Here is a 23,456-nt window from a genome sequence, read left to right on the forward strand (position 1 = left end):
GAGCGTGGCGATGCCTGTTTTGGGTCGTGAAAGCGGCACGGGAAATTACCTGTTCTGTTGGTGGTTGGGCAGTTGGGTGGGGCGCGGCGCCCCGGCTTAGGGTTTGACGGGAAGCAGCCTGGAAAGTCCGACGGCGGGAAGCGCCGTGAGTGCCGCCAGCAGCGCCCAGGGCCAGGCGGCGGCGGGTCCCGGCTGGGCGGCTCCCGCGTAAAGCGGTCCCAGGACAACGTTGCCCAGCAGCACGGCGCAGCCGCCCATGCTTGCGAGGAGGCCGTAGTAGATTCCGGTCCGGCGGCCGCGGGCAAAGTCCAGGACCAGGGGCATGGCCACGGGGCCGATGCACATGTGGCCCAGGCATAGCCCCACCACGAGCAGCAGTGGCGGCAGGAACTGCATGATGCCCGTGGCCGGGAACTGGGTGAGCACAGCCATCGTGCCGAAGGACATGCCCTTGAGGATGAACCCGGCCGTGAGGGCCCGCCCCGCGCCTATCCTTGTTGTCAGCCGGGAGATGGGCCACTGCAGTGCAACTGTCATAAGGGAGGCGACGGCGAACAGGCCGGCCAGCGCCCCGGGGCCAGCACCGGTCCTGCCCAGCTCAATCGGAAGGCCGAAGTAGAGCTGGTTGTAGGCAAGGAGGTTCACGCTGTAGAGGGCGGCGAACCCCACAAAGCGCCTGTCCCGCAGCATTGCAGCGGTTCCTTCGGTCCGCCGGGCCGCTGGCGGCAGCGGAACGGCGGATCTCTCCATGGCCGGCGCGGCCCTTGGAGGTTCCGCAGGCAGGCTGTGCCACAACACACCGGTCATGACGGTGAAGACCACCGCCCCGGCCAGCGCTGCCCAGCTGAAGGAAACGCCCAGCAGCAGCGCACCCAGCAGGGGTCCCGCCACGGCTCCGATTTCGCCGCAGATGGCAAGCAGCGCAAAAAGTGCCGGTGCCTTCCCGCCGGTGCCCCGCCGTCGTTCTTCCGCCTTCCCAACCAGCGATTCCAGCGCCGGGGAAAATAGGGCGCCGCCCATGCCGGTGAGGACGGCACCAAGGAGGAACAGCGGAAAGCTGCCCGCCATGGCCAGCGTGAGGTAGCCCGAAACCCGGACCAGGCAACCCGTCAGCATGGCCCTCCGCGGTCCCCACCGGTCCGTGATCATGCCGCCCACCAGGAACAGGCCCTGCTGGCTGAAGACGCGCGCGCCCAGGACGATTCCCACTGCCGTTGCCGCCAGGCCGAAGTCGCGGGTCATCACCAGGGCCAGGAACGGCACCACGGCATAGAAGCCGATGTTGAAGACCAGCTGGCTGGCCAGGAGCAGGGCGGGTGCGGGACGCTGCACCGCAACCGTCTGGCCTGCAATCCCTGCCGCCGTCACGGGGCGCCGGCCGGGACGTCGCGGGGGATCTGGATTGCCGCCGATGCCTGCACCAGGGCAGCGGCCTCGGGGCTTCCCGGGCTGTCCAGTACCCGGCGGGTGGGCCCGTGCTCCACGATGCGGCCCTGCGAGAGGACGGCGGTTGTGCCGCAGATCCGGGCGGCGGTGGCGAGATCGTGGGTGACTAGGAGCAGGCCCAGCCCGTCCTCGCGCACCAGGCCGCTGAGCAGTGACAGGACGGTGTCCCGCAGGGGAAGGTCCAGGCCGCTGACGGGCTCGTCCGCCAGCAGGTAGTCGGGCCGCACTGCCAGCGCCCTGGCGATGGCCACCCGCTGGTTCTGTCCGCCGGACAGCTCGCCGGGCCGGCGGTCCAGCAGCCCTGCCGGCAGCTCGACGCGTTCCAGCGCCTCGCACAGGAGGGCCCGATGGTTTCCTTCCACCCGGAGCTGGCGCAGCGGTTCCCCCAGCAGCTGGGAAACAGTCATTCGCGGGTCAAGGCTGCCGGCCGGGTTTTGCGGGATGTACTGCACGGCCTGCCGGTACCAGCGCAGCGACCGCGCGTTGCCGGGCTTTACCTGGCGCGCGCCCAGGGCCACCGTCCCGGAGGAAGGCTTTGCCAGCGCCAGCAGGATGCGGACCAGAGTGGATTTGCCGGAGCCCGAGCTTCCCACCAGTGCAGTTCCAGTGCCCGGTGCCAGCCGAACGCTGACGTTGTGGAGTATCTGCGCGGGCATGCTGTTGCGGAAGAGGGCGGCAGGATAGGCGAAGGAGATGCCGTCCGCCGCGAGTGCTCCGGTCACGCCGCCACTGCCGTTGCTGTTGGCGCAGCCAGGGGCTGTCCGGACGCCCGGGCGGCCTGCACCAGGCGGCGGGTGTACGGATGCTGGGGGGTGCGCAGCACTTCTGCCATTGGCGCCTGCTCCACGATCTGCCCGGCCTCCATCACCAGGGCGCGCGTGCAGAGTGAGGCGGCCGCGGTGAGGTCATGGGTGATGAAAAGGAGGCTGCGGCCCTCCGCCCCCCATGCACGGAGGGTTGCAAGTACTTTCAGCTGGGTAACGGCGTCCAGGGCAGTGGTGGGCTCGTCCGCTACCAGGAGGGAACTGCCGCAAGCCAGCGCGAGGGCGATGCAGATCCGCTGCAGCTGTCCGCCGGACAGCTGGCCCGTATACCGCGAAAGGATCCGGGCGGGTTCCCCTATTCCCGCCCGCGCCAGCAGCCGGCCGGCTTCAGTCACCGCTTCCGTCCGGCTCAGTCCAGCAATGCGCAGGGGGATGGCGATCTGCTTCCCCACGGGCACCAGGGGATTGAGGGCGGTTGCCGGGTCCTGGCGGATGAGTGCGGCGTGGCCTCTTCCGGATCCTGCCGCGAAGGTGATGCTGCCACTGGCACTGATTCCGTCGGGAAGTGAGCCGGCCACGGCTGCGGCCGTGAGTGACTTGCCCGATCCCGAGGCTCCCAGCAGGGCAACGCGCTCACCAGCTCCTACAGAGAACGTCAGGGGATGCACAAGCTGCCGGCCGCCGATAGAGAGCGCGAGATCCGTCACGGAGAGGGCGGGTGCAGGCATGGCAACGTCGTTTCATGTGAGGACGGGCGGGTCGACTCCCATGCTATCAATAATCATTCGCATTAAAGAACCGGTGTCGAGACGCCGGATGTTCGTGGGCGGGGCACCCTGACTATTGCGGTTCACTCGGGCGCGAAAGAGCCCCGGCCGTGGCCGGGGCTCTTTCGCTCGGAACTGTGCAGGGGGAGGCGGCTGTTGCGTTGCCTCCTGTTCCCTGTGGAACCTTGCGCTACTTGTTGTTGACGATGGTGACCGGACCGGTCACGGTGTCGCAGACGGTTTGCTCGGTGCCGGTGGCATCGACGGCTTCGCCAAGAACCGCGATCGACCCGATGTCGGCGACGTCGCAAAGCGTTGCTGCGACGCTGGCGGCCACGTTGACGTCTACCGCATCCTCGACGGTGATATCTCCCACCGTGACGCTTACGAGGCCATCATTCAGCGTGGTGTTATCTGCCGCCTGCGAGGGTCCGGCAATGGCGCCCAGCAGGAACAGGCTTCCAGCGGCTGCGGCGGTGGTCTTCTTAAGAACTGACATAGTTTTCGCTCCCTTGATATCTGCCCGGATGCCCCTGTGCAGTGGTCCGCACTTGCTCCTGGACCACCTTGCGGCCGCGCTGATGCACGGTGCAGGGGAGGGCTTCTCTGTGGTTGCTTCTTCTGGCTTCCGCCGGTTCGGCGGGGAAGGCGGTTCAACCGGGTGGGCGCCCGGCGCCGGTGGTTTCCGGCGGGGCATCAGGCCTTGGAATGGCCCGGCTGACTGTCTCTCATGCACTTCCATTTAAGACACTAATGCTAAGTATGCTTAGTAGTCAAGGGGAGGGTGCCCAGAGCAGCCCCTATTAAACGCATCGAGATTAAACGCATCGAGTGCTCCGTATCTGCCGTTCTGAAGCGTCAAAACGGCTGATACGGAGCACTCGAAAAAAATCTAGGCGTAGGCGTTAACCAGGCTGACTGCGCCACCGTCCACGCCCTTGGCCCCCTGGACGTAATCAGGGCCGGACTTCAGGATCGAATCCGAATCCTGGGTGACCGTGCCCATGACCCAGGACGGCAGTCCGCGGTCGTTGAGGCGGGCAACAGCCGCATCTGCCGCTTCGGGGGACACGATGGCCACCATGCCCACGCCCAGGTTCAGCGTGCGCTCGAGGTCGGCCAGCGGGACGTTGCCCAGTTCGGACACCAGCTTGAAGATGGCCGGCAGTTCCCAGGTGGAGCGGTCCACGGTGGCCACGAGGCCCTGGGGGAGAACGCGAGCCAGGTTGGCGGCCAGGCCGCCGCCGGTGACGTGGCTGAAGCCGTGCACCGCGGTCGAGCCTGTGACGGGGAACGTGCGTGCAAGGTCCAGGCAGTCCGCTGCGTACACGCGGGTGGGTTCCAGGAGTTCCTCGCCCAGCGTGCGGCCCAGCTCCGAGACCTGGCGGTCCAGTGCCCAGCCGGCGTGGTTGATCACGCGGCGCACCAGGGAGTAGCCGTTGGAGTGGAGGCCGGAGGAGGCCATGCCGATCACGACGTCGCCTGCACGGACGCGGTCCGGCCCCAGCAGGTGGTCTGCCTCGATGACGCCCGTGGCGGCTCCCGCGACGTCATACTCGTGCTCGCCCAGCAGGCCCGGGTGCTCAGCGGTTTCGCCGCCCACCAGGGCGGTGCCGGCCACCGAGCAGGCGGCGGCGATGCCGCGGACGATGTCGGCGATGCGCTCGGGCACCACCTTGCCGCAGGCGATGTAATCCGTCATGAACAGCGGCTCTGCGCCCACCACAACGATGTCGTCCACCACCATGCCCACAAGGTCGAACCCGATGGTGTCGTGGATGTCCATGGCCTGGGCGATGGCCACCTTGGTGCCCACGCCGTCCGTGGACGTGGCCAGCAGCGGCTTCTTGAAGGTGAGCAGCCTGGAAACGTCGTAGAGGCCGGCGAAGCCGCCCACCCCGCCGATCACCGAGGAGTTGTGGGTGGCCTTGATGGCACCCTTCATGAGCTCAACGGCGCGGTCGCCGGCTTCGACATCGACGCCCGCGGACGCGTAGGTGATGCCGGCAGTGTTCCCGGGGGTGTTGCCGGAGGCGGGGGCAGCGGAAGTCATACGGACTCTTTCTTGTCGGCGCCGGGGGTGGTGGCTACGTGATGGGTCTCTGGCACGAGGTCGGCTTCGGTGAGCAGGTTTTCAAACTCGGAGTCCGGCCCGGGATCGCAGCCGGTGGCGCCGGCCTTCTCCGCCGGGTCCTCGTGGGAATCGACGGAGAGGGCGGCGGTGGAGCCCGGAAGGGCCGACGGTGAGGGCTTCAGCCCGCCGAGGTCCTTGCGTTCCAGCAGGTTCTTGCCCAACTTGTCGGAGCCCGGAAGCTCGATGGGGTACTTGCCCGTGAAGCAGGCGGTGCAGAGGCGCTCACGCGGCTGGCGGGTTGCCCCGATCATGCCGTCTTCGGAGATGTAGGCCAGCGAGTCGGCGCCAATGGCCTGGGAGATTTCCTCGATGGTGGCGCCGTTGGCAATCAGCTCGGCGCGGGAAGCGAAGTCGATGCCGTAGAAGCAGGGCCACTTCACGGGCGGGGAGGAAATCTTGACGTGGACGGCGGCGGCACCGGCCTCCCGGAGCATCCGGACGATGGCGCGCTGGGTGTTGCCGCGGACAATCGAATCATCCACCACCACCACGCGCTTGCCGCGGATGACGGATTCAAGGGCGTTGAGTTTGAGCCGGATGCCGAGCTGGCGCAGGGTCTGCGAGGGCTGGATGAAGGTGCGGCCCACGTAGGAGTTCTTGACGAAACCGTGCGCGAACGGAATGCCGGATTCCTCGGCGTAGCCCACGGCTGCGGGCGTTCCCGATTCCGGAACGGGGATGACGATGTCCGCCACCTGGGTGTTTTCGCGCGCCAGCTGGCGGCCCATCTCTACACGGGACTCGTACACGGAACGGCCCGCGATGGCGGCGTCCGGGCGGGCAAGGTAAACGTACTCGAAAACGCAACCGGCCGGCGTCGGCTCTGCAAACTTCTGGGACCGCACACCCTGCTCATCGATGGCGATGAACTCGCCGGGCTCGATCTCCCGGATGAAGCTTGCGCCCACGGTGGCCAGGGCGGATTGCTCGGAGGCCACAACCCAGCCGCGCTCCAGGCGGCCCAGCACCAGCGGGCGGATGCCGTAGGTGTCGCGCGCCGCGTAGAGGGTGCCTTCATCCATGAAGACGAAGCAGAAGCCGCCCTTGATCTTGGGCAGCAGCTCGGTGGCGGTTTCCTCGAGGCTCTTGCCCGGTTCGCCTTCCAAGAGGGCGGTTACCAGGGCGGTGTCGGAGGTGTTGCCCTGCTTCATTTCGCCGGTGAGCTGGCCGCCGTTCCGTTCCTGGATCATGGCGTTGAGCTCGGCGGTGTTGGTCAGGTTGCCGTTATGCGCCAGGGCCACGGTTCCGGTGCTTGTTGCGCCGAGGGTGGGCTGGGCGTTGGCCCAGTGGCTGGCTCCGGTGGTGGAGTAGCGGCAGTGTCCCACCGCCAGGTGCCCGGTCAGGGTGTTCAGCGTGGTCTCGTCGAAGACCTGGGAAACGAGCCCCATGTCCTTGTAGACGTTGATCCGCTTGCCGTCGCTGGTGGCAATACCAGCCGACTCCTGACCGCGGTGCTGCAGTGCATACAGCCCGTAATAGGTAAGTTTTGCTACTTCTTCACCTGGTGCCCAAACGCCGAAGACGCCACAAGCGTCCTGCGGGCCTTTTTCGCCAGGGAGAAGATCATGGGAAAGTTTTCCATCGCCGCGTGCCACTGGTCGATTATCTCACGACATGGGGTATGACTTTTCCGGCCGCCCGTTTATGACCGGGCTAGGGCTGGAGGTCCGTGTCCGGCTCGGAATCCGGCACGGCTTCCACCACGGCCCGCTGCTGCCGCCTGATGCTCCGGCGGTCCAGGACCAGCGCCAGTACCGCGCCGAGGATCGCACCGCCGCCCGCGAACAGCACCATGAAGAAGCCAAAGACGGCGCCGGCGTCGAAACTGGGATTGGCGGGAACCGCGTAGGCCACCACAGCCGCCGCCGCGATACCCACCAGTGCGCCGAGGATGAGGAACGGCACATACTTGGGCGCGCGGCGGACGTTGACTTCGCGGCGCTCGGCTGGGGGTTGTTCAGAAGGCATGCATTAAGCCTACTGCCGGAGTTTTTGTCCACGTAACGGCCGTTGATTGCACAGGTTTCGGCTCGCTACATGGACAAAACTCCAGTTCAGCTGCCGCGGTAGGTGGAGTACGCGAACGGGCTGAGGAGGAGGGGGACGTGGTAGTGCTCGGGGCCGGTCACCTCGAACACCAGGTCCACCTCGGGGAAGAACGTGGCTGTCTGCAGGCCGGCGTAGTAGTCCCCGGTGGCGAAGTTGAGCTTGTAGTGCCCGGGCTCCAGCTGCTCCGGGCCAAGGTCCTTGGCGCGGCCGTCAGCGTCCGTGGTGGAGTCGGCAAGGTGGCGCCAGGTGCCGCCGTCGTTTTGGTAAAGCACGACGGCGACCCCCGCCGCCGGGCGTCCGGCACCTGTGTCGAGGATGTGGGTGGTGATGTGGGAGACGCTCATTCGGTGATCAGTCCTTCCAGCCGCAGTACGGCGATTTCGCGCAGCTGCTGGGCCACGATGGTGTCTTCCTCGGCCGGAGTGTTGGCCAGCCGTTCGTTCAGGACCCGCAGGATTTCGGGGGCGGTGCGGCCGGCGGCGCGGATCAGGAAGACCCGGCCGAACTTGTCCTCGTAGTCCCGGTTGCCCCGGGCGAGAGCTTCGGTGAGGGCACTGTCCGCCGGATCCACCCCGGCCTGCTCGGAACGCGACATGGACGCCTCGGTGGTGGCCGCCGTCGGGCGTTCCCCGATGCGCGGATGGTGCGCCATGGCGGACTCAACCTCGGCGGAGGAGAAAGGGCTCGCAGCCTGGGATGCAAAGGCCAGGAGCGATTCCTTGCTGGCGAACGGGCGGGCCGCGGCAACGGCGTCCACCCAGCGGGCGACGTCGATGCAGGGGCGGAGGGTCTCGGCGGCCCTGGCGGGTTCCGCGGAGTTGAATTCGGCGAGCTTCATGCTGGCTGGTCCCTTGGTGAGATTCTGCTGGCATCCATGGTGACGGCTATGCGGAGGCCGGACTTCCCGGCACCTGTGCGGCGCAATTTGCTGCCCACCCAAGCTTCCGCATCATGGAACTGTTATTTCAGCATACGTAATATTCAAGAGCAGGGCGCGGGTGGTGTCAAGAAGACTACAACAGCGCACAGGGCCAGCCGGTATCATCACGGGGAGCCGGATGCTCAAGTGGATTATGCCGGGGGGCTCAAAAGAAGATGGACGGGACGGCTATGCAAATGCTGACCGATCAGGACGCTGCACGCGAGGCCGGGCTGCGGGAGTACGGGCTGGTCCCTTCCGCTGCGGATGAGCTGCCGGTACTGGCGGATGCCGGGACGCGGAGCGCCCTGGACAACCTGGTCCGGCTTGCCGCTTCCCTGTGCGGCGTGCCCTACAGCGTGGTCAACATCATCACCGCGGAGCAGCAGCTGCAGATCGCGGCCTTCGGCATTGACCCCGGGATCTGCTCCCGCGAGGACTCGATGTGCGCCACCGTCTTCCTGAGCCGCAGCACAACAGTGGTGGACGACGCCTCGCAGGATTCCCGCTTCGCCGCCAATCCGTTCGTCACTGGCGAGATCGCCGACGTCCGCTTCTACGCGTCCGTGCCGCTGGAGACCCCGTCCGGGCTTGTGCTCGGTTCGCTGTGCGTCTTCTCCAACGAACCCGGACGGCCCAGCACCGGGCAGGTAAGGATGCTGGAAATGCTGGCCCAGCAGGTGGTGGAGCTCCTGGAACTGCAGCACCGCACCCTGCAGCTCTCCGACGCCCTGTCCGAGCTGAAGCGCAGCAACGCACTGCTCTCCGAGTTCGCCGGCCGGGTCAGCCACGACCTCCGCGCCCCGCTCACCGCCATCCTGGGGTATGTGGAGCTGGCGGAGGACGATCCGGACATTGCGGCGGACCACCCCTCCGTGGAGTACCTGGGGTACGTCGGCAGCAGCGGGCGCCGCATGCTGGGAATGCTGGAGGACGTGCTGGACTACTCCAAGGCGGACGGAGCGCTGAACCGGGAGCGGGTGTCCCTGCGGGCAGTCACGGCGGAGGCTGCGCGGGACCTGGGTGTGGGTTTGGGGGCCGGCAGCGGAATTTCCTGCGAGGATGCGGAACTCTTCGCAGACCGGTCACAGTTGCGGACCCTGGTGCAGAACCTCCTGGCCAACTCCCTGAACTACCGGAGCGGCTCCCGCCCGCTGCGGGTGGCCGTCAGCGGCGACCCCGGACTGCTGGGCGTCACCCTTCACGTGGCGGACAACGGCAAGGGCATGCTGCCGTCAGAGCGGCAGCGGGCCGTTGAACCGCTGGTCAGGCTGAACCGGCCCGGGGACGGCCCGGGAACAGGGCTCGGATTGTCCACCTGCCAGCGGATCGCCCAGGCGCACGGGGGAGAGCTGTCCATCACGGACACCCCCGGCGGCGGGGCCACTGTCTCCGTGCTGTTCCCCGCCGAAACCTAGCGCGCCGGTTACCAAGGAGTTTTTGTCCGGATATGCAGGGTTCCGGGCGCAGGAAGCCGCCATATCTGGACAAAAACTCTTATTGGGTTAGCCGTGCTGGGAGGTGCGGGTGAGCACCCAGGTGTTGGTGCCGTCCTGGCGCTCGAACGTGACGGTGGTGACCAGCGCCTCGATCAGCGCCAGCCCGCGGCCCGACTCGGCGTCTTCATCCGGCGACCCAGGGACCATCGGTCCGAACGGCGGCGCAGCGTTGTAGGCGCTGACGCGGGCCCGCAGCAGTGCGGGCTGCACCTCGATGTCCACGCCGAGTTCCACAGGGTCCTGCCCCACGGGCTCCGCGTGCTGGACAATGTTCGACGCCGACTCGATCACCGCCGTCGTGAACGTCATCTGGTCCATGTCCCCCACGAAGGGGACGTCGAGCCAGAGGCTGTCCAGGTGGTTGTGGACGGCTTCGATGGCCTCTTCGGCAGCCGGTCCCCGGAAGCTGCGCGACGCCAGGACGTCAGTCATTGCTGAACGCCTCTTCGGCTGAACCGTAGGACGTCAGCACCTTGTCCATGCTGGTCAGCTGCAGGACCATCTTCACCTGCGGCTGCACTGCGGCGATCCGGAGGTCCCCGCCGGCCTGGCGGGCAGCCTTGAGGCAGCCAATGAGCGCCCCGAGGCCTGAGGAGTCCATGAACGCCGTGTTTTCCAGGTTGACCACGATCCGGTTGGAGCCGCCCGCGATCACGTCGGTGACAAACTCCCGCAGCTTGGGCGCGGAGACCATGTTGAGCCGCCCGTCCGCCTTCACCTCGGCGTACGAGTCCTTGACCTCATAACTAAACTCCATCGGCGTTCCTTTCGTGTTGATCGGCTGACGGCCCGGCGGCCGGTTCGTAACCTTTGTAAAGCACTGCGCGCACCAAAATGCTCATGACAACCAGGTCGAAAATGACCCAGGCCACGTTCACCAGCGTGCCCAGGGGTTCCGCGAGTCCGGTGGCCAGGCGGATGATTCCGACGACGGCTGCCACCGCCAGCAGCACGGACACCACGATCTGCGGCTGGATCAGGCTCCAGCTGGGTCCGCCGCTCTGGCGCGCCTTGGGGGTGACGGCAAACCCAAGGGGACGGCCGAACCACACGTTGCGGGCCGCCGTCGAACACGCCTTGATCCAGGTGGGGAACAGCGCCAGGCTGTACTGCTGCCCGCGCCAGGTGGGGATGCCGCGGCCGGCGACCGCGAACAGCAGCTGGTTGACCACCATGAAGGGGATGAACCGGATGAAGAAGTCCCAGCTCAGGCTGGTGACCGGCAGGATGCCCAGCAGCAGGTAGATGATGGGCGCGGCGAAATAGATGACTGCCGCGTAGCCGCTCAGGTAGGTCCACATGGTGGCGAAGTACATGAGCCGCTGGCCGAGCTTGAGGCCCTTCTGGACCAGCGGGTTTTCCCGCAGCAGCACCTGGATGGTGCCCTGCGCCCAGCGGAGCCGCTGGGTGAGCATGGTCTTCAGGTCCTCCGGAGCCAGGCCGTAGGCCAGGACCTCGTGGTGGTAGACGCTCTCCCAGCCCATGGCGTGCATGCGCATGGCGGTGGCCATGTCCTCAGTGACGGAGATGGTGGCCAGCGGCATGACCGGCTGGGCTTCGTCGTTGCGTTCCACGGACAGCGCGTCCAGGACAGCCTGCACGGATTCGAGGGCGCCCAGCGGCGACCAGTCGCGGGCGGACATCCGCTGCACGGCGTCGTCCGCCACCACCGGAACACCGGACTCGCCCACATGGGCCAGTTCCATGGCCGCGATTTCTTCAAGGTCCGCCTGGAGGGCTTCGACGTCGGCCATCACCAGGGTTTGCACGGCAGCGTCCACGCGGCGGCGGACCCGGTAGGTGATCTCGCCCAGCGGCTGCCCGGCGTCGAGTTCCTGCTGGGCCTCGCGGGTGGCAGCTTCAACCTCATCCAGCACCTGGGCCACCAGCGGTGTTTCCGTGTCCGCTGACTTCCGGGCCTGCTTGATGGCGGAGCGCGAGGCGGCCAGCGCCCGGCGGATGCTCTTCTCGGTCTCCTTGACGTAGCCCACCAGGCCCAGCTGCATCAGGGCCTCGCGGCGCAGGATGGCGTTGGAACCGCAGAAGAAGGCGGCGTTCCAGCCGTCCTTGCCCTGCTGGATGGGGCCGTAGAACAGGGGAGCCTGGCTGCCCAGCGGATCGTCGGCGGGGACGTTGCTGAAGTACTGCGGGGTCTGGACCAGCGCCACCCGGCGGTTGTTGAAGTAGCCCAGGGTCTTTTCCAGGATGTCGGGCTCCGGGATCTGGTCCGCGTCCAGGATCAGGAGGAACTCGCCGTGCGTCTGCATCAGCGCATTGTTCAGGTTTCCGGCCTTGGCGTGCCGGGGCAGGTTGGAGGTCCAGTCCCCGCTCCGGGTGACGTAGCCCAGTCCGTGCTCCTCGGCGAGGGCCTTCAGCTCGGGGCGGGCGCCGTCGTCCAGGATCCAGGTGCTGTGCGGGTGCCTGATCTGTTGCGCGGCCAGCGCCGTGGTCATCACCATGTCCAGGTCTTCGTTGTAGGTGGTGATGAAGACGTCCACGGTGGCATCCGGCGGGGGCGGCGGCGCGCCCTTGCGGATCTTCAGCTTCCACACAGTCATGCCGAAGAGCATGACGTCGATCAGGCTGTAGGTCTCGGCGATCACCAGCGGCAGCGCAATCCACCAGGCGTCCCAGTTCAGCGAGGCGGCCCAGCGCCAGGCGATGTAGTTGACGCCCGTGATGACGGTCAGGACAACAACAAGCCGGGTCCAGAAGCGGGTCATGCCGCGGCTTCCTGCGGCAGCCGGCGGACCACAACCACCGTGACGTCGTCCTCAGCCGTGGCGGCGGGTGCCAGGGCGAGGATGGCAGTGCTGACAGCCTGCGCTGACTCCTGGTTGTGGGTTGCACGGAGTACGGCGTCGGTAAAGGCCTCCACGGAGTCGAAAACGTCCAGCACGCCGTCGCTCACAACCACCAGGGAATCCCCCGGCAGCAGGTCCATGGCCGACTGCGGCCATTCCGTTCCTGGCCATGCTCCCACCGGGGGACCGCCCGAAGGCAGGCGGTGCACCGTGCCGCCGGACTCCACGTGCAGCGCCAGCCCGTGGCCGGCGTCGACGTAGCTGACCCTTCCGGAAGCAGCGTTCAGGCGGGCATGGAAGAGGGTTACGAAGGAGTTGGAGGAGTCCAGGTCCGCGGCGATCGCCCTGCTGGCCGAGCCGAAGGCCGTGTCCAGGTCATGCCGCAGGCCCGTGGAGCGCATCACCGCGCGGACCGTTGCGGCAATGAGCGCGGCACCCATCCCCTTGCCCATGGCGTCGGCGAAGGTCAGGTGGAGCCCGTCCGGGGTCAGGTACCAGTCATAGAAGTCCCCGCCAACGTTCCGCGAGGGCCGGAACACGCCGGCGACGTCGTAGCCCTCCACCTGGATGTTCTCCTGGGGCAGGAGGCTCTGCTGGACCTCCGTGGCGCGCTCCAGCTCGCTGCGCGCGGCAGAATCCGCGGCTGCGGACGGCCGGCGGCGGAACAGGGCATTGATCCTGGACTGGAGCTCGCGCGGGCTGAACGGCTTGCTGAGGTATTCGTCCGCGCCGTTGTCCAGGCCGGTCAGCTTGTCCAACTCATCGGCCCGGGCGGTCAGCATCACAATAAAGGCGTCGGAAAATTCACGGAGCAGTTTGCAGACTTCCAGGCCGTCAAGGTCCGGCAGGTTCAGGTCCAGCGTGACGAGGTCCGGCTGGACCCGGCGCACTTCCTCCACCCCTGTAAGGCCTGTTCCCGCCTGGGTGACGTCGAACCCCTGCTTAACGAGGACGCGGACCAGCAGCCCGCGGATGTCCGGGTCATCTTCGATGACAACGGCACGACGGGATTCGGTGGGAGAGACCATAGGTCTACTTCTACCGTATTAACCCCCACGGGGCATGTCGCAGCGCTTTACACGGGGTGCCAGGCCTCGGCCGCCGGTTCAGGATCTTGTGGAAATCCTTGGACCTGCTTGCCCGGACATTGAGGTCCGCCCGGGACACTCGAAGGCACGGAGCAGCTTTCATCGGAACCGGGCCAAGGACGGCCGGCCGGACGGCTGCACGGCTCGGAAAAGGTGCAGGTCATGGGGCAGATCAGGATCATAGACCAGGCGGCGGTCCACGCGGCCGCCTTTGCGGCCTTGGACAAAGGCCGGGCGCTGCTGCGTGTGTATTTCCACAGGCGGAAGGTGCGCGCTGCCGCCACTGCGCTGGCGGCTGCTTTGGCCGAGTCGCGGGAAGTGTGGAGCTGGCCGGGGGACCGGCTTCCGGTGGGGGACGAGATGTCCCAGCAGGTGGAGAGGCTGACCCGCCGCCTCAAGCTGGAGACGGAAGCGCACGTGAGGCTGGAGGCGCTTTTCAAGTCTGCGGGTGCAGGGCGTTCCGTCATGGCGCTTTAGGTGCCACACTTATGAGCAATCGAGTGGCTGGGGGTTACCGGGTCAGGAGATTGTTATGGGTTGGTGGACAGGTTGGGCGTACCTCATTGCGGGACTCATGACAGTGGACGCACTGCTCCTCGCGTTGTGGGCCATTGACGAGGACTGGCCCGGCAAATGGTGGAAGAAACCCTGACGCCCTCAGTGGCGCAGCAGCTCCAGCCGCATCAGCACCCGCGGGAAACCGTTGAGCACTGATCCGGTGTCCGCAACCTTGGCGAAACCCGCATCCTCAAACAGCTTCCGCGTGCCCACGTAGGCCATGGTGAGGTCCACTTTCCTGCCGCCGTTGTCCACCGGGTACCCCTCGACCGCGGGCGCCCCGAAGCTCCTGGCCATGTCCACCGCGCCGGTCAGCAGATGGTGCGAGATGCCTTTGCCCCGGTAGCCGGGCCGCACCCTGATGCACCACACGGACCACACCTCCGCATCGTCCACATGCGGGATCTTCCGGTTGCCGGCGAAACTGGTGTCCGCGCGGGGGTGCACCGCTGCCCACCCGACTACCTCGCCGCCGTCGTACGCCAAAACCCCCGGCGGGGGGCTTTGTGCCACCAGCTGCTTCACCAAGTCCCCGCGCTCGGTCCCGCGCAGGGCCTGGTTTTGTTTCGACGGGATGCGGTAGCTCAGGCACCAGCAGACGTTGGCGTCGGGCCGCTTGGGTCCCACCATGGTTTTGACGTCCTCGAAGCTGCTTGCGGGACGGACCTCGATGCCCATGCGGCCATCCTGTCACTGCGCTGCATGGCCCGCAACGGCACCTGCAACGCCCGGCGGCAGCACCGCTACACTGTACCGATACGGCAACTGCGGATAGACATGGCGGGCACAATGAACGACAAGCTGCACCTCACTCCGGACGACCAGTTCCCGGAGGACCTGGAAAACGTATCCGACAACGAACTGCAGGTCCTGGACAGCCGTATCCAGCGCCAGCTCGACCACGAAATGGTGGTCGACGGCGAATCGGACCCCGAAACAGAATTCCGGCACTACGAGCTGGACGAGGAATTCAGCGACCGCGACAAACGCTGACGAAACCCTGGTCCTGACCGTGTCCATGCTCCCGGGTTGTCATTACACTGGGACGCATGACCGAGCAGGAGCCGGTCCCGCCGCGCGCCGCAGCGGCTTCCGACGGCGGGAAAAGACTTAGCGAGGACGTTGCAGTAGCGTCCGCCGCGCCAGACGACGGCGGGGCTCCGCTCCTCACTGATCCGGACGCCGTCGACACCTCTTTGCGCACCCCTGCACAGCGGTCCCGCACCTTCACCGGCGTCCTGGTGAACACCGCCGCCGCCAACGTCACCACCAGCTATCTATGGTTCGCATTGACGTTCTGGGTGTACCTGGAGACGCGTAACGTGATCGCCACCGGTGTGGTGGGCGGGGCGTACATGCTTCTTATTGCCGTCTCCAGCATCAGCTTCGGCACGTTCGTGGACCGCTACCGCAAGCTGGCCGTGATGCGCTTTGCCGCCGCCTTCACTCTCGTGATGTTCGCGCTGTCCGGGGCTATGTTCCTGCTGACGCCCACCGCCTGGCTGCTGGACCTTGCCCGGCCGTGGTTCTGGATTTTCACTATGGTCATCCTGGTCGGTGCGGTGGTGGAAAACATGCGCAACATCGCCCTCTCCACCACGGTGACCATCCTGATCGAGCCGGACCGCCGCGCCAACGCCAACGGGATGGTGGGCATGGTGCAGGGGCTGATGTTCATCGTCACGTCCGTGCTTTCCGGGCTCTCGGTGGGGCTGCTCGGCATGGGCTGGACCATCGCCGTCGCACTGGCGCTCACCGCGCTCGCATTCCTGCACCTGCTCACCCTGCGCATACCCGAGGAAGTCCGGGCGGCAGCCACGGATGCCCACGGCAGCTTCGACCTGCGCGGCTCCCTCGCTGCAGTGCTGGCGATTTCCGGGCTTTTCGCCCTGATCCTGTTTTCCACGTTCAACAACTTCATTGGCGGCGTCTACATGGCCTTGATGGACCCGTACGGCCTGGAGATGTTCCCTGTGGAGCTGTGGGGCATTTTTTCGGCGGTGGGGTTCACGGGGATCCTTGTGGGCGGCGCGCTGATCGGCAAGTTCGGGCTGGGTTCCAACCCGTTGCGCACCCTGCTCCTTGCGGTCGCGTTGATGGGCTTCCTGGGAGCCGTGTTCACGGTGCGGGAGTGGGCGTGGCTGTACATCGCGGGCATCTGGGCCTACCTGGTCCTGGTGCCCTTTGTTGAAGCCGCCGAACAGACAGTCATCCAGCAGGTGGTGCCTTTGCAGCGGCAGGGCCGGGTGTTCGGGTTCGCCATGGCGTTCGAGTCCGCGGCATCTCCCGTCACGGCGTTCCTGATCGCCCCGATCGCCCAGTTCTGGATCATTCCCTACGCACGGTCCGCCGAAGGCGCCGGCCGTCTGGCCCCGCTGCTGGGCGAGGGCACTTCCCGCGGCATCGCCCTGGTGTTCCTCGTGGCCGGGGTCATTATGGTCATCGCCGCGTTGCTGGCTTTCCTCACCCCGGTCTACCGCAGGGTCTCGGCGTCGTACGCCCTGGCGGCGGCAGAGGAGGCCCGGACAACGGACACCGCCGGGTAAACACCAAACGCCCCCGCACCGGTGAACAGGTCACCGGTGCGGGAGCGTTTGGGGAAAAGCGGCTTTAAGTGCGAGAAGGTTTGAGGAAACCCGACATTAAGTGCGGGAGCGTCAGATTCCCAGGGCGTCCTTCAGGGCGGCCACATGGCCGTCGGCCTTGACCTGGTACTGGGCCAGGACAACGTTGCCTTCCGGATCCACCACAACGGTGGAACGGACCAGCCCCTCGGTAATTTCGCCGTTGACCAGCTTCTCGCCCCAGGCGCCGTAGGCCAGGGCAACTTCGTGGTCGGGGTCGGAGAGCAGCGGGAAGGTCAGGGAGAAGTCACCGGTGAAGCCTGCCAGGGCCTCGGGCTCGTCGGGGGAGACGCCGATGACCTCGTAGCCCTTGCCCTGCAGGGAGGCCAGGCTGTCGCGGAAGTCGCAGGCCTCGGTGGTGCAGCCGGGGGTGGCGGCCTTCGGGTAGAAGTACACGATGACGTTCTTGCCACGGTAGTCGGCCAAGGCAGTCTCGCGGCCCTGGGCATCCTGAAGGGTGAAGTCAGGGGCCGGGGTTCCGGGCTGGAGCTTGGTGGTCAGGGTGGGGCTCATGGTGTTCCTTTGGAAGACTTTGTCATTACTGGCAAAACATCAAGTGAAGCGGCTTCCCGCTCAGTGATACAACTCCGGCGTCATATGCAGTATTCCGCCGGCCCGCGGACGGTGGCGCAGGAACCGGGCACAAACCGGTACCCGCCGCCCCTCACGGTGGCCACGGCATGGCGGGCATTCCCCAGCTTGCGGCGGATCCTGCCCACGTAAACGTCGATGGACCGGGCCGAGGCTCCGGGGGTTTCGAACGAGTCCAAAAACTCCTGCAGTTCCTCCCTGCCCACAGTGCGGGACAGGTGCGTGACCAGGTACCGGAGGACCTTGAATTCGACGCCGGTCAGCGGCACCCGCCGTCCGTCCAGCAGGACCTGGTCAGCGGCGAGGTCCACCGCCATGCGGCTGACGGGGCCGGCCGACGGCGGCAGCCGCGTGCCGCCGTCGTCCTCCCCTGGTGCCCCGGATGGGGCGCCGGAAGGGGCCTCCGCTGCGGAGGAAGGATGAGAGGAGTCGTCTGCGGCTCCCCCCGCGCAAGCGGAGGACCCCGGTGTGGGAGCTCCGGCGGCGGGCCAGTGGACTTCCGCCTCCGGAGCAGTCTGAAGGGCCCTGGCCAGGACCAGTTGGGCGGCGCGGGCCAGGAGTTCCGGGCTGGTGCCTTCCTCCGGGACCACCCACACGGCGAGGCCGCGGGCGGCTGCCCCGGTGAAGGCAGGCCTGGCGATGGTTCCGGGACGTGCCCCCGTCCTCGGATGGTGGGCTTCCACTGCCATGGCGCGTCCTTAGACTCCGCCGCGGCGGATCAGCTTGCCCGTGGGGGTCTGCCCGTCCACGACGGCCCCGCGCAGGAAGGTCTTGCGGACCACCCCGGAGAGGGCCTTGCCGTCGTACGGGGTGATGGGGTTCTTGTGCTTGAGCTTGGAAACGTCCACCACGAACGCCTCGTCCGGGGCGAACACGGCGAAGTCGGCGTCGTAGCCCAGGGCCAGCTGTCCCTTGTTGGACAGGCGGGCCAGGGCGGCGGGCTTCTCGCCCATCCAGGACACCACCTGCTCCAGCGGGATGCCGCGGTGCCGTGCCTCGGTCCAGATCAGTGAGAGCCCCAGCTGCAGGGACGAGACACCGCCCCAGGCGACGGCGAAGTCACCGTTCTCCAGGTCCTTCAGGTCCAGGGTGGACGGGGAGTGGTCCGAGACGATGCAGTCGATGGTGCCGTCCAGCAGGCCCTGCCACAGCAGCTCCCGGTTGGAGGCCTCACGGATGGGCGGGCAGCACTTGTACGCGGTGGCGCCGTCCGGGATCTCCTCGGCCATCAGCGTCAGGTAGTGCGGGCAGGTCTCCACGGTGAGCTTCACGCCGTCGCGCTTTGCGCTGGCGATCATGGGCAGCGCGTCCGACGACGAGAGGTGCAGGATGTGCGCACGCGCACCGGTCCAGCGGGCCCGTTCGATGACCTCGGCGATGGCCTTGTTTTCCGCGCCGCGGGGGCGTGAGGCCAGGAAGGTCTGGTAGTGGTCGCCGCCGGGGTGCGGGGCGCGGTCGATCGCGTGGGAGTCCTCGGCGTGGACGATCATGAGGGAATCGAAGGACTTCAGCTCGGCCATGTCCTCCTCCATCTCGTCCGCGTCCAGGTGCGGGAACTCGTCCACGCCGGAGTGCAGGAGGAAGCACTTGAAGCCGAACACGCCTTCGTCGTGCAGGGCGCGCAGGTCACCCTTGTTGCCGGGGATAGCGCCGCCCCAGAACCCGACGTCGATGAAAGCCTGGTCCTCGGCCACTTCGCGCTTGAGCTTGAGGTTTTCCACGGTGGTGGTGGGCGGGACGGAGTTCAGCGGCATGTCGATGATGGTGGTCACGCCGCCGGCCGCTGCTGCACGGGTGGCGGAGGCGAAGCCCTCCCACTCGGTGCGGCCGGGCTCGTTGACGTGGACATGAGTGTCCACCAGGCCGGGGATCAGTGTTTCATCGTCCGCCAGTTCGATCACCTCGGCGCCGGCCAGGCCGTTGCCCAACGGCTCGAGGGCCACGATCTTGCCGCCGCGGACGCCCACTTCACGGGGAGCCAGGCCGGCGGTGGTGAGGATGCGCTGGCCGCGGATGACCAGGTCAAAACGTTCTTCAGACATGGAGGTCCTCCTTGGTGGTTGCGGTACGGGACAGTGTGGTGGCTGCCAGCCTTCCGCTGATCTGTGTGCCTAGCTGCTCCAGAAGCGGCGCTGCCTCTGCTATGCACCTGTCTACATTGCTTTCAAGCTCGGTCAAAGCGTAAACGTCCTCGAATCCTGCGGCGGCCGCCTGCCCCTGAGCGAGGGTGGTCCGCCCGCAGACGGCAATCACCGGGACGCCCTGCGCGGCTGCTGCCCGGGCAACGCCCATGGGGGTCTTGCCCAGCAGGCTTTGCTCGTCCAGGCTCCCTTCGCCGGTGATCACCAGGTCGGCGCCGGCCAGCCGTTCGGCCAGGCCGGTGAATTCGAGCACCACGTCGATGCCCGGGCGCCGGGTCGCGGCCAGGACGGCGATGGCTGCATAGCCAACGCCTCCTGCCGCTCCGGCACCCGGGGCTTCCGCCGCTTTGAAGGCCCTGTTGCCGGGGCCTTCGGGACCGATTTCCCTGGCCAGGACTTCGACAAACCTGGCCAGGGCGGCGTCGAGCATGCCGACGTCCTGTTGTGTGGCGCCTTTCTGCGGGCCGAAAATCGCCGCTGCGCCGTGGGCGCCCAGCAGGGGATTGTCGACGTCGGACGCCAGCACAAAGCGTGTGTCCTTCAGCCGGGGTTCGAACCCGCTGAAGTCGATCCGGTCCAGCCGGGCCAGGGCGGCGCCTCCGGACGGAAGGTCGTGGCCCTCACTGTCGAGGAACCTGGCGCCGAGCCCCTGCAGGACCCCGGCGCCGCCGTCGGTGTTGGCGCTGCCGCCAACGCCCAGGATGATCCGGTTGCAGCCCGCATCCAGGGCGGCGCTGATGAGCTGGCCGGTGCCCAGGCTCGTGGCGGTGCGTGCCGCCGTCGGGCCTGGGCGCCCGTCCACCAGGGCACTTGCCGGGAGCAGTGCCAGGCCCGAGGCCGCGGCCATTTCGATGACGGCCTCATTGCCCCGGACGGCGAACTCGGCCGTGACCGGTTCTCCTGTTGGTCCGGCCACCACAGCGCTGCGGCGGGTGAAGCCTGAGCCGACGGCGGCGTCGAGGGTTCCCTCACCGCCGTCGGCTACTGGAATCCGGATGACGTCGAGGTTCCCGCCCGCGCCGCGCTGCAGGCCCTTTTCCAGGTGCATACAGACGTCCGGCGCGGAGAGCGATCCCTTGAACTTGTCCGGGGCAATGACGATGCGCATGGCAGTGTCCGTCCTTCTTGTCAGGCCTGCAGGTTCTAGGGCTGCAGCGCCAGGATGGCGGTGGGGGCGTCGGACGCGGTTTCCGCCAGTTCCTCGAACTCGTTCACCGCGTTGATTTCCACGCCCATGGAGATGTTGGTGATCTTCTCCAGGATCACTTCCACCACCACGGGAACCTGGAACTCGCCCATGAGTGCCTTGGCCTTGTCGAAGGCGGCGGCGAGGTCGTTGGGATCCTCCACGCGGACGGCCTTGCAGCCCAGGCCTTCAGCAACCTTCAGGTGGTCAACGCCGTAGCCGTTGGTCTCAGGCGAGTTGATGTTGTCGAACGCCAGAGACACGTTCTGTTCCATGTTGAACCCGCGCTGGGACTGGCGGATCAGGCCCAGGTAGGAGTTGTTCACCACCACGTGGATGTAGGGGAGGTTGAACTGCGCGCCCACGGCCAGTTCCTCGATCATGAACTGGAAATCGTAGTCGCCCGAGAGGGCCACCACGGTCTGCTCCGGGTTGGCGCGGACCACGCCGAGCGCTGCAGGGGCGGTCCAGCCCAGGGGACCTGCCTGGCCGGCGTTGATCCACTTGCGCGGACCGAACACGTGCAGCATCTGCGCGCCGGCGATCTGGGACAGGCCGATGGTGGACACGTAGGTGGTGTCGCGGCCGAAGGACTTGTTCATCTCCTCGTAGACGCGCTGCGGCTTGATGGGGATGTTCTCGAAGTGGGTCTTGCGGTGCAGGGAGGCCTTGCGGTCCGCGCACTCGGCAACCCAGGCGCTGTAGTCCGGCAGGGACCCTGCGGCCTTGCGCTCCTTGGCGAGCTCAACCAGCCCGGCCAGCGCCGCACCGGCGTCGGACGCGATGCCCAGGTCCGGCGAGAACACGCGGCCGATCTGCGTGGGCTCGATATCGATGTGCACGAACTTCCGGCCTGCCGTGTAGGTCTCGAGGCCGCCGGTGTGGCGGTTGGCCCAGCGGTTGCCGATGCCGATCACGAAGTCGCTCTGCAGGTAGTTCTCGTTCCCGTAGCGGTGCGAGGTCTGCAGGCCCACCATGCCGGCCATGAGCTGGTGGTCGTCCGGGATGGTGCCCCAGCCCATCAGGGTGGGGATCACGGGGATGTTCAGGGTCTCGGCCAGCTCAACCAGCTGTTCGGAGGCGCCGGCGTTGATGATGCCGCCGCCGGCTACGATCAGCGGGTGCTTGGCAGCGGTCAGCATGTCCAGGGCCTTTTCCAGCTGCTTGCGGGAAGCCTTGGGCTTTTCGATAGGCAGCGGCTCGTAGGTGTCGATGTCGAATTCGATCTCGGCCATCTGCACGTCGATGGGCAGGTCCAGCAGCACGGGGCCGGGCCGGCCGGAGCGCATCAGCTGGAAGGCTTTCTGGAAGGCGCCGGGAACCTGGCCGGGCTCCAGGACGGTCATGGCCATCTTGGTGACGGGCTTGGCGATGGATTCGATGTCCACGGCCTGGAAGTCTTCCTTGTGCAGCTTGGCAACGGGTGCCTGGCCGGTGATGCAGAGCATGGGGATGGAATCGGCCCAGGCTGCGTACAGTCCGGTGATCATGTCCGTGCCGGCGGGGCCGGAGGTGCCGATGCAGATGCCGATGTTGCCGTCCTTGGCGCGGCTGAAGCCGTCAGCCATGTGGCTGGCTCCTTCAACGTGGCGGGCCAGGGTGTGGCGGATGCCGCCGTGGGCGCGCATTGCGGAATAGAAGGGGTTGATCGCGGCGCCTGGCAGGCCGAACGCCTCGATGGCGCCTTCCTTTTCCAGGATGGCAACCGCCGCATCAACGGTACGCATCTTGCTCATGGTGTGCTCCTACTTAAGTCTGTTTTTGGGTGTGCTGAAGTACCCCCACGAACTGTCGTGGGGCACTTTGGGGGTGGCCGCCGTCGTAATGGACGACGGCGGCCGGCGTGTCCGTGTCGAAGTGCCCCGTTTCGGGGCGGCCGGCTTCGCCGCGTGAGGGTTACTTGCGGCCGGAGAGCTGGAGGACCTGCTTGAAGAGTCCTGAGTGGTCCAGTGCGCCGTCGCCCTGGTTGACGGTGGCGGCGACGAGCTGTGCGACGACGGCGCCGAGGGGGACGGCGACGTTGGCTTCGCGGGCGGCGGAGGTGACGATGCCCAGGTCCTTATGGTGCAGGGCCAGGCGGAAGCCGGGGTCGAAGTTGCGGTCCAGCATCTTCTGGCCCTTCTGGTCCAGGACCTTGGAGCCGGCCAGGCCGCCGCCGAGGACCTTGAGGGCGGCGTCGGTGTCAACGCCATAGGCCTCAAGGAAGGCGATGGCCTCTCCGAGGACCTCGATGTTGACGGCCACGATCAGCTGGTTTGCAGCCTTGACGGTCTGGCCGGAGCCGGAGGGGCCCACGTGGACGATCGTTTTGCCGACGGCGTTCAGGACGTCCGAGGCTGCGTCGAAGTCTTCTTTGTCGCCGCCGACCATGATGGAGAGTGCGGCGTCAATGGCGCCCTGTTCGCCGCCGCTGACCGGGGCGTCGAGGGGGCGGATGCCGGCGTCGCGGGCTTCGTCGGAGAGGCGCTTGGCGACGTCGGGGCGGATGCTTGAGGCGTCGATCCAGAGGGTGCCCTTTTTGGCGTTGGCGAAGACGCCCTCCTCGCCGCTGACGACGCCCTCAACGTCGGGGGAGTCCGGCACCATGGTGATGACGACGTCGGCATCCTTGACGGCGTCCGCGATGCTGGTGGCGCCCTTGCCGCCTTCGGAGACGAGCTTGTCGATCTTGTCCTGGCTGCGGTTGAAGCCGGTGACGGTGTGGCCGGCCTTGACCAGGTTGATGGCCATGGGCAGGCCCATGATTCCGAGTCCGATAACTGCAACGTTGCTCATGGTGGTTCTCTTTTCTGAAGTCTGTGTGGGGTTACCCAACTAGGTCGCGGTAGATGTCGTAATAGAGGGTCTAAGCGACATCTGCTGCTACTTAGTTGGGCGGGGTGGCGA

24 protein-coding genes are annotated in these 23,456 nt (G+C 66.9%); 4 read left to right on the forward strand and 20 right to left on the reverse strand.

Annotated features, from left to right (window positions below; all coding sequences use genetic code 11):
- Nucleotides 1–96: 96 nt before the first annotated feature.
- The 9 genes from WHH00_RS01020 to uraD form a co-directional block, all read right to left on the reverse strand.
- Nucleotides 97–1,368, reverse strand: coding sequence for an MFS transporter (locus WHH00_RS01020; RefSeq protein WP_406635736.1), 1,272 nt, complete (start codon nt 1,366–1,368; stop codon nt 97–99).
- Entirely contained in the window at nt 1,365–2,168 is an 804-nt protein-coding gene (locus WHH00_RS01025) for an ABC transporter ATP-binding protein (protein WP_406635738.1), read from the reverse strand. The genes WHH00_RS01020 and WHH00_RS01025 overlap by 4 nt, the downstream gene beginning before the upstream one ends.
- Entirely contained in the window at nt 2,165–2,938 is a 774-nt protein-coding gene (locus WHH00_RS01030; RefSeq protein WP_406635740.1) for an ATP-binding cassette domain-containing protein, read from the reverse strand. The genes WHH00_RS01025 and WHH00_RS01030 overlap by 4 nt, the downstream gene beginning before the upstream one ends.
- A 229-nt stretch (nt 2,939–3,167) precedes the next feature.
- Entirely contained in the window at nt 3,168–3,476 is a 309-nt protein-coding gene (locus WHH00_RS01035; RefSeq protein ID WP_406635742.1) for a hypothetical protein, read from the reverse strand.
- 393 nt (nt 3,477–3,869) lie between these two features.
- On the reverse strand, nt 3,870–5,030 hold the full coding sequence (gene purM / locus WHH00_RS01040) for a phosphoribosylformylglycinamidine cyclo-ligase (RefSeq protein WP_406635744.1): 1,161 nt from the start codon (nt 5,028–5,030) through the stop codon (nt 3,870–3,872).
- Nucleotides 5,027–6,706, reverse strand: coding sequence for an amidophosphoribosyltransferase (purF, locus tag WHH00_RS01045; RefSeq protein WP_231453811.1), 1,680 nt, complete (start codon nt 6,704–6,706; stop codon nt 5,027–5,029). The genes purM and purF overlap by 4 nt, the downstream gene beginning before the upstream one ends.
- Before the next feature lie 58 nt (nt 6,707–6,764).
- Nucleotides 6,765–7,079, reverse strand: coding sequence for a hypothetical protein (locus WHH00_RS01050; protein WP_231453810.1), 315 nt, complete (start codon nt 7,077–7,079; stop codon nt 6,765–6,767).
- An 86-nt stretch (nt 7,080–7,165) separates the two neighbouring features.
- Entirely contained in the window at nt 7,166–7,504 is a 339-nt protein-coding gene (uraH, locus tag WHH00_RS01055; RefSeq protein ID WP_406635747.1) for a hydroxyisourate hydrolase, read from the reverse strand.
- The gene (uraD, locus tag WHH00_RS01060; protein WP_231453808.1) at nt 7,501–7,998 is read right to left on the reverse strand and encodes a 2-oxo-4-hydroxy-4-carboxy-5-ureidoimidazoline decarboxylase; all 498 of its coding nucleotides are present in this window, start codon (nt 7,996–7,998) and stop codon (nt 7,501–7,503) included. Before uraD ends, uraH begins: the two co-directional genes overlap by 4 nt.
- Nucleotides 7,999–8,270: 272 nt before the next feature.
- Between uraD and WHH00_RS01065 the strand changes: the two genes are divergently transcribed.
- On the forward strand, nt 8,271–9,497 hold the full coding sequence (locus WHH00_RS01065; RefSeq protein WP_406635749.1) for an ATP-binding protein: 1,227 nt from the start codon (nt 8,271–8,273) through the stop codon (nt 9,495–9,497).
- An 87-nt stretch (nt 9,498–9,584) separates the two neighbouring features.
- Here the strand turns inward: WHH00_RS01065 and WHH00_RS01070 are convergent, their stop codons facing one another.
- Genes WHH00_RS01070 through WHH00_RS01085 form a run of 4 tightly spaced genes read right to left on the reverse strand, consistent with a single transcriptional unit; the run spans nt 9,585 to nt 13,410 of the window.
- Complete coding sequence (locus WHH00_RS01070; protein WP_406635751.1) at nt 9,585–10,010, reverse strand: ATP-binding protein; 426 nt, start codon at nt 10,008–10,010, stop codon at nt 9,585–9,587.
- Nucleotides 10,003–10,335, reverse strand: coding sequence for an STAS domain-containing protein (locus WHH00_RS01075; RefSeq protein WP_066279537.1), 333 nt, complete (start codon nt 10,333–10,335; stop codon nt 10,003–10,005). The genes WHH00_RS01070 and WHH00_RS01075 overlap by 8 nt, the downstream gene beginning before the upstream one ends.
- A complete protein-coding gene (locus tag WHH00_RS01080) occupies nt 10,325–12,301 on the reverse strand; it encodes a glycosyltransferase family 2 protein (RefSeq protein WP_406635753.1) in 1,977 nt (658 codons plus the stop codon). The genes WHH00_RS01075 and WHH00_RS01080 overlap by 11 nt, the downstream gene beginning before the upstream one ends.
- The gene (locus tag WHH00_RS01085) at nt 12,298–13,410 is read right to left on the reverse strand and encodes a PP2C family protein-serine/threonine phosphatase (protein WP_406635755.1); all 1,113 of its coding nucleotides are present in this window, start codon (nt 13,408–13,410) and stop codon (nt 12,298–12,300) included. Before WHH00_RS01085 ends, WHH00_RS01080 begins: the two co-directional genes overlap by 4 nt.
- 222 nt (nt 13,411–13,632) lie before the next feature.
- Here WHH00_RS01085 and WHH00_RS01090 point away from each other — a divergent pair, with 222 nt between their 5' ends.
- Nucleotides 13,633–13,947: a hypothetical protein gene (locus WHH00_RS01090; protein ID WP_406635757.1), complete on the forward strand. Its 315-nt coding sequence runs from the start codon at nt 13,633–13,635 to the stop codon at nt 13,945–13,947.
- A 180-nt stretch (nt 13,948–14,127) separates the two neighbouring features.
- On the opposite strand, the gene WHH00_RS01095 is transcribed toward WHH00_RS01090, so the two are convergent.
- Nucleotides 14,128–14,706 carry a GNAT family N-acetyltransferase gene (locus WHH00_RS01095; protein WP_406635759.1) on the reverse strand — a complete coding sequence of 193 codons (579 nt, stop codon included), beginning with the start codon at nt 14,704–14,706 and terminating at the stop codon, nt 14,128–14,130.
- Nucleotides 14,707–14,817: 111 nt separating this feature from the next.
- Here WHH00_RS01095 and WHH00_RS01100 point away from each other — a divergent pair, with 111 nt between their 5' ends.
- On the forward strand, nt 14,818–15,021 hold the full coding sequence (locus WHH00_RS01100; protein WP_406635761.1) for a hypothetical protein: 204 nt from the start codon (nt 14,818–14,820) through the stop codon (nt 15,019–15,021).
- A 56-nt stretch (nt 15,022–15,077) separates the two neighbouring features.
- Nucleotides 15,078–16,574, forward strand: a complete 1,497-nt coding sequence (locus WHH00_RS01105) for an MFS transporter (RefSeq protein WP_406635764.1) — start codon at nt 15,078–15,080, stop codon at nt 16,572–16,574.
- A gap of 111 nt (nt 16,575–16,685) precedes the next feature.
- Here the strand turns inward: WHH00_RS01105 and bcp are convergent, their stop codons facing one another.
- The 6 genes from bcp to WHH00_RS01135 all read right to left on the reverse strand — a co-directional run bounded on the left by bcp (nt 16,686) and on the right by WHH00_RS01135 (nt 23,384).
- Nucleotides 16,686–17,165, reverse strand: a complete 480-nt coding sequence (gene bcp / locus WHH00_RS01110; RefSeq protein WP_406635766.1) for a thioredoxin-dependent thiol peroxidase — start codon at nt 17,163–17,165, stop codon at nt 16,686–16,688.
- An 80-nt stretch (nt 17,166–17,245) separates the two neighbouring features.
- The gene (locus WHH00_RS01115; RefSeq protein ID WP_406635768.1) at nt 17,246–17,932 is read right to left on the reverse strand and encodes a winged helix-turn-helix domain-containing protein; all 687 of its coding nucleotides are present in this window, start codon (nt 17,930–17,932) and stop codon (nt 17,246–17,248) included.
- A 9-nt stretch (nt 17,933–17,941) separates the two neighbouring features.
- Nucleotides 17,942–19,285, reverse strand: coding sequence for an allantoinase AllB (allB, locus tag WHH00_RS01120; RefSeq protein ID WP_406635770.1), 1,344 nt, complete (start codon nt 19,283–19,285; stop codon nt 17,942–17,944).
- Nucleotides 19,278–20,492: a glycerate kinase gene (locus tag WHH00_RS01125; protein ID WP_406635772.1), complete on the reverse strand. Its 1,215-nt coding sequence runs from the start codon at nt 20,490–20,492 to the stop codon at nt 19,278–19,280. Before WHH00_RS01125 ends, allB begins: the two co-directional genes overlap by 8 nt.
- A gap of 35 nt (nt 20,493–20,527) precedes the next feature.
- Entirely contained in the window at nt 20,528–22,306 is a 1,779-nt protein-coding gene (gene gcl / locus WHH00_RS01130) for a glyoxylate carboligase (protein ID WP_406635774.1), read from the reverse strand.
- A gap of 160 nt (nt 22,307–22,466) precedes the next feature.
- Nucleotides 22,467–23,384, reverse strand: a complete 918-nt coding sequence (locus tag WHH00_RS01135) for a 2-hydroxy-3-oxopropionate reductase (RefSeq protein WP_406635776.1) — start codon at nt 23,382–23,384, stop codon at nt 22,467–22,469.
- Nucleotides 23,385–23,456: the final 72 nt, after the last annotated feature.

It is taken from the genome of Pseudarthrobacter quantipunctorum (assembly GCF_045291495.1).
GTDB classification, from domain to species: domain Bacteria; phylum Actinomycetota; class Actinomycetes; order Actinomycetales; family Micrococcaceae; genus Arthrobacter; species Arthrobacter quantipunctorum.

What these genes read in the sequence shown, in the direction of transcription:
- WHH00_RS01030 (WP_406635740.1), bottom strand. Translation starts at nt 2,938, where the DNA reads ATGCCTGCACCCGCCCTCTCCGTGACGGATCTCGCGCTCTCTATCGGC.
- WHH00_RS01035 (WP_406635742.1), bottom strand. Translation starts at nt 3,476, where the DNA reads ATGTCAGTTCTTAAGAAGACCACCGCCGCAGCCGCTGGAAGCCTGTTC.
- purM (WP_406635744.1), bottom strand. Translation starts at nt 5,030, where the DNA reads ATGACTTCCGCTGCCCCCGCCTCCGGCAACACCCCCGGGAACACTGCC.
- WHH00_RS01050 (WP_231453810.1), bottom strand. Translation starts at nt 7,079, where the DNA reads ATGCCTTCTGAACAACCCCCAGCCGAGCGCCGCGAAGTCAACGTCCGC.
- uraH (WP_406635747.1), bottom strand. Translation starts at nt 7,504, where the DNA reads ATGAGCGTCTCCCACATCACCACCCACATCCTCGACACAGGTGCCGGA.
- uraD (WP_231453808.1), bottom strand. Translation starts at nt 7,998, where the DNA reads ATGAAGCTCGCCGAATTCAACTCCGCGGAACCCGCCAGGGCCGCCGAG.
- WHH00_RS01065 (WP_406635749.1), top strand. Translation starts at nt 8,271, where the DNA reads ATGCAAATGCTGACCGATCAGGACGCTGCACGCGAGGCCGGGCTGCGG.
- WHH00_RS01070 (WP_406635751.1), bottom strand. Translation starts at nt 10,010, where the DNA reads ATGACTGACGTCCTGGCGTCGCGCAGCTTCCGGGGACCGGCTGCCGAA.
- WHH00_RS01075 (WP_066279537.1), bottom strand. Translation starts at nt 10,335, where the DNA reads ATGGAGTTTAGTTATGAGGTCAAGGACTCGTACGCCGAGGTGAAGGCG.
- WHH00_RS01080 (WP_406635753.1), bottom strand. Translation starts at nt 12,301, where the DNA reads ATGACCCGCTTCTGGACCCGGCTTGTTGTTGTCCTGACCGTCATCACG.
- WHH00_RS01085 (WP_406635755.1), bottom strand. Translation starts at nt 13,410, where the DNA reads ATGGTCTCTCCCACCGAATCCCGTCGTGCCGTTGTCATCGAAGATGAC.
- WHH00_RS01090 (WP_406635757.1), top strand. Translation starts at nt 13,633, where the DNA reads ATGGGGCAGATCAGGATCATAGACCAGGCGGCGGTCCACGCGGCCGCC.
- WHH00_RS01095 (WP_406635759.1), bottom strand. Translation starts at nt 14,706, where the DNA reads ATGGGCATCGAGGTCCGTCCCGCAAGCAGCTTCGAGGACGTCAAAACC.
- WHH00_RS01100 (WP_406635761.1), top strand. Translation starts at nt 14,818, where the DNA reads ATGAACGACAAGCTGCACCTCACTCCGGACGACCAGTTCCCGGAGGAC.
- WHH00_RS01105 (WP_406635764.1), top strand. Translation starts at nt 15,078, where the DNA reads ATGACCGAGCAGGAGCCGGTCCCGCCGCGCGCCGCAGCGGCTTCCGAC.
- bcp (WP_406635766.1), bottom strand. Translation starts at nt 17,165, where the DNA reads ATGAGCCCCACCCTGACCACCAAGCTCCAGCCCGGAACCCCGGCCCCT.
- WHH00_RS01115 (WP_406635768.1), bottom strand. Translation starts at nt 17,932, where the DNA reads ATGGCAGTGGAAGCCCACCATCCGAGGACGGGGGCACGTCCCGGAACC.
- allB (WP_406635770.1), bottom strand. Translation starts at nt 19,285, where the DNA reads ATGTCTGAAGAACGTTTTGACCTGGTCATCCGCGGCCAGCGCATCCTC.
- WHH00_RS01125 (WP_406635772.1), bottom strand. Translation starts at nt 20,492, where the DNA reads ATGCGCATCGTCATTGCCCCGGACAAGTTCAAGGGATCGCTCTCCGCG.
- gcl (WP_406635774.1), bottom strand. Translation starts at nt 22,306, where the DNA reads ATGAGCAAGATGCGTACCGTTGATGCGGCGGTTGCCATCCTGGAAAAG.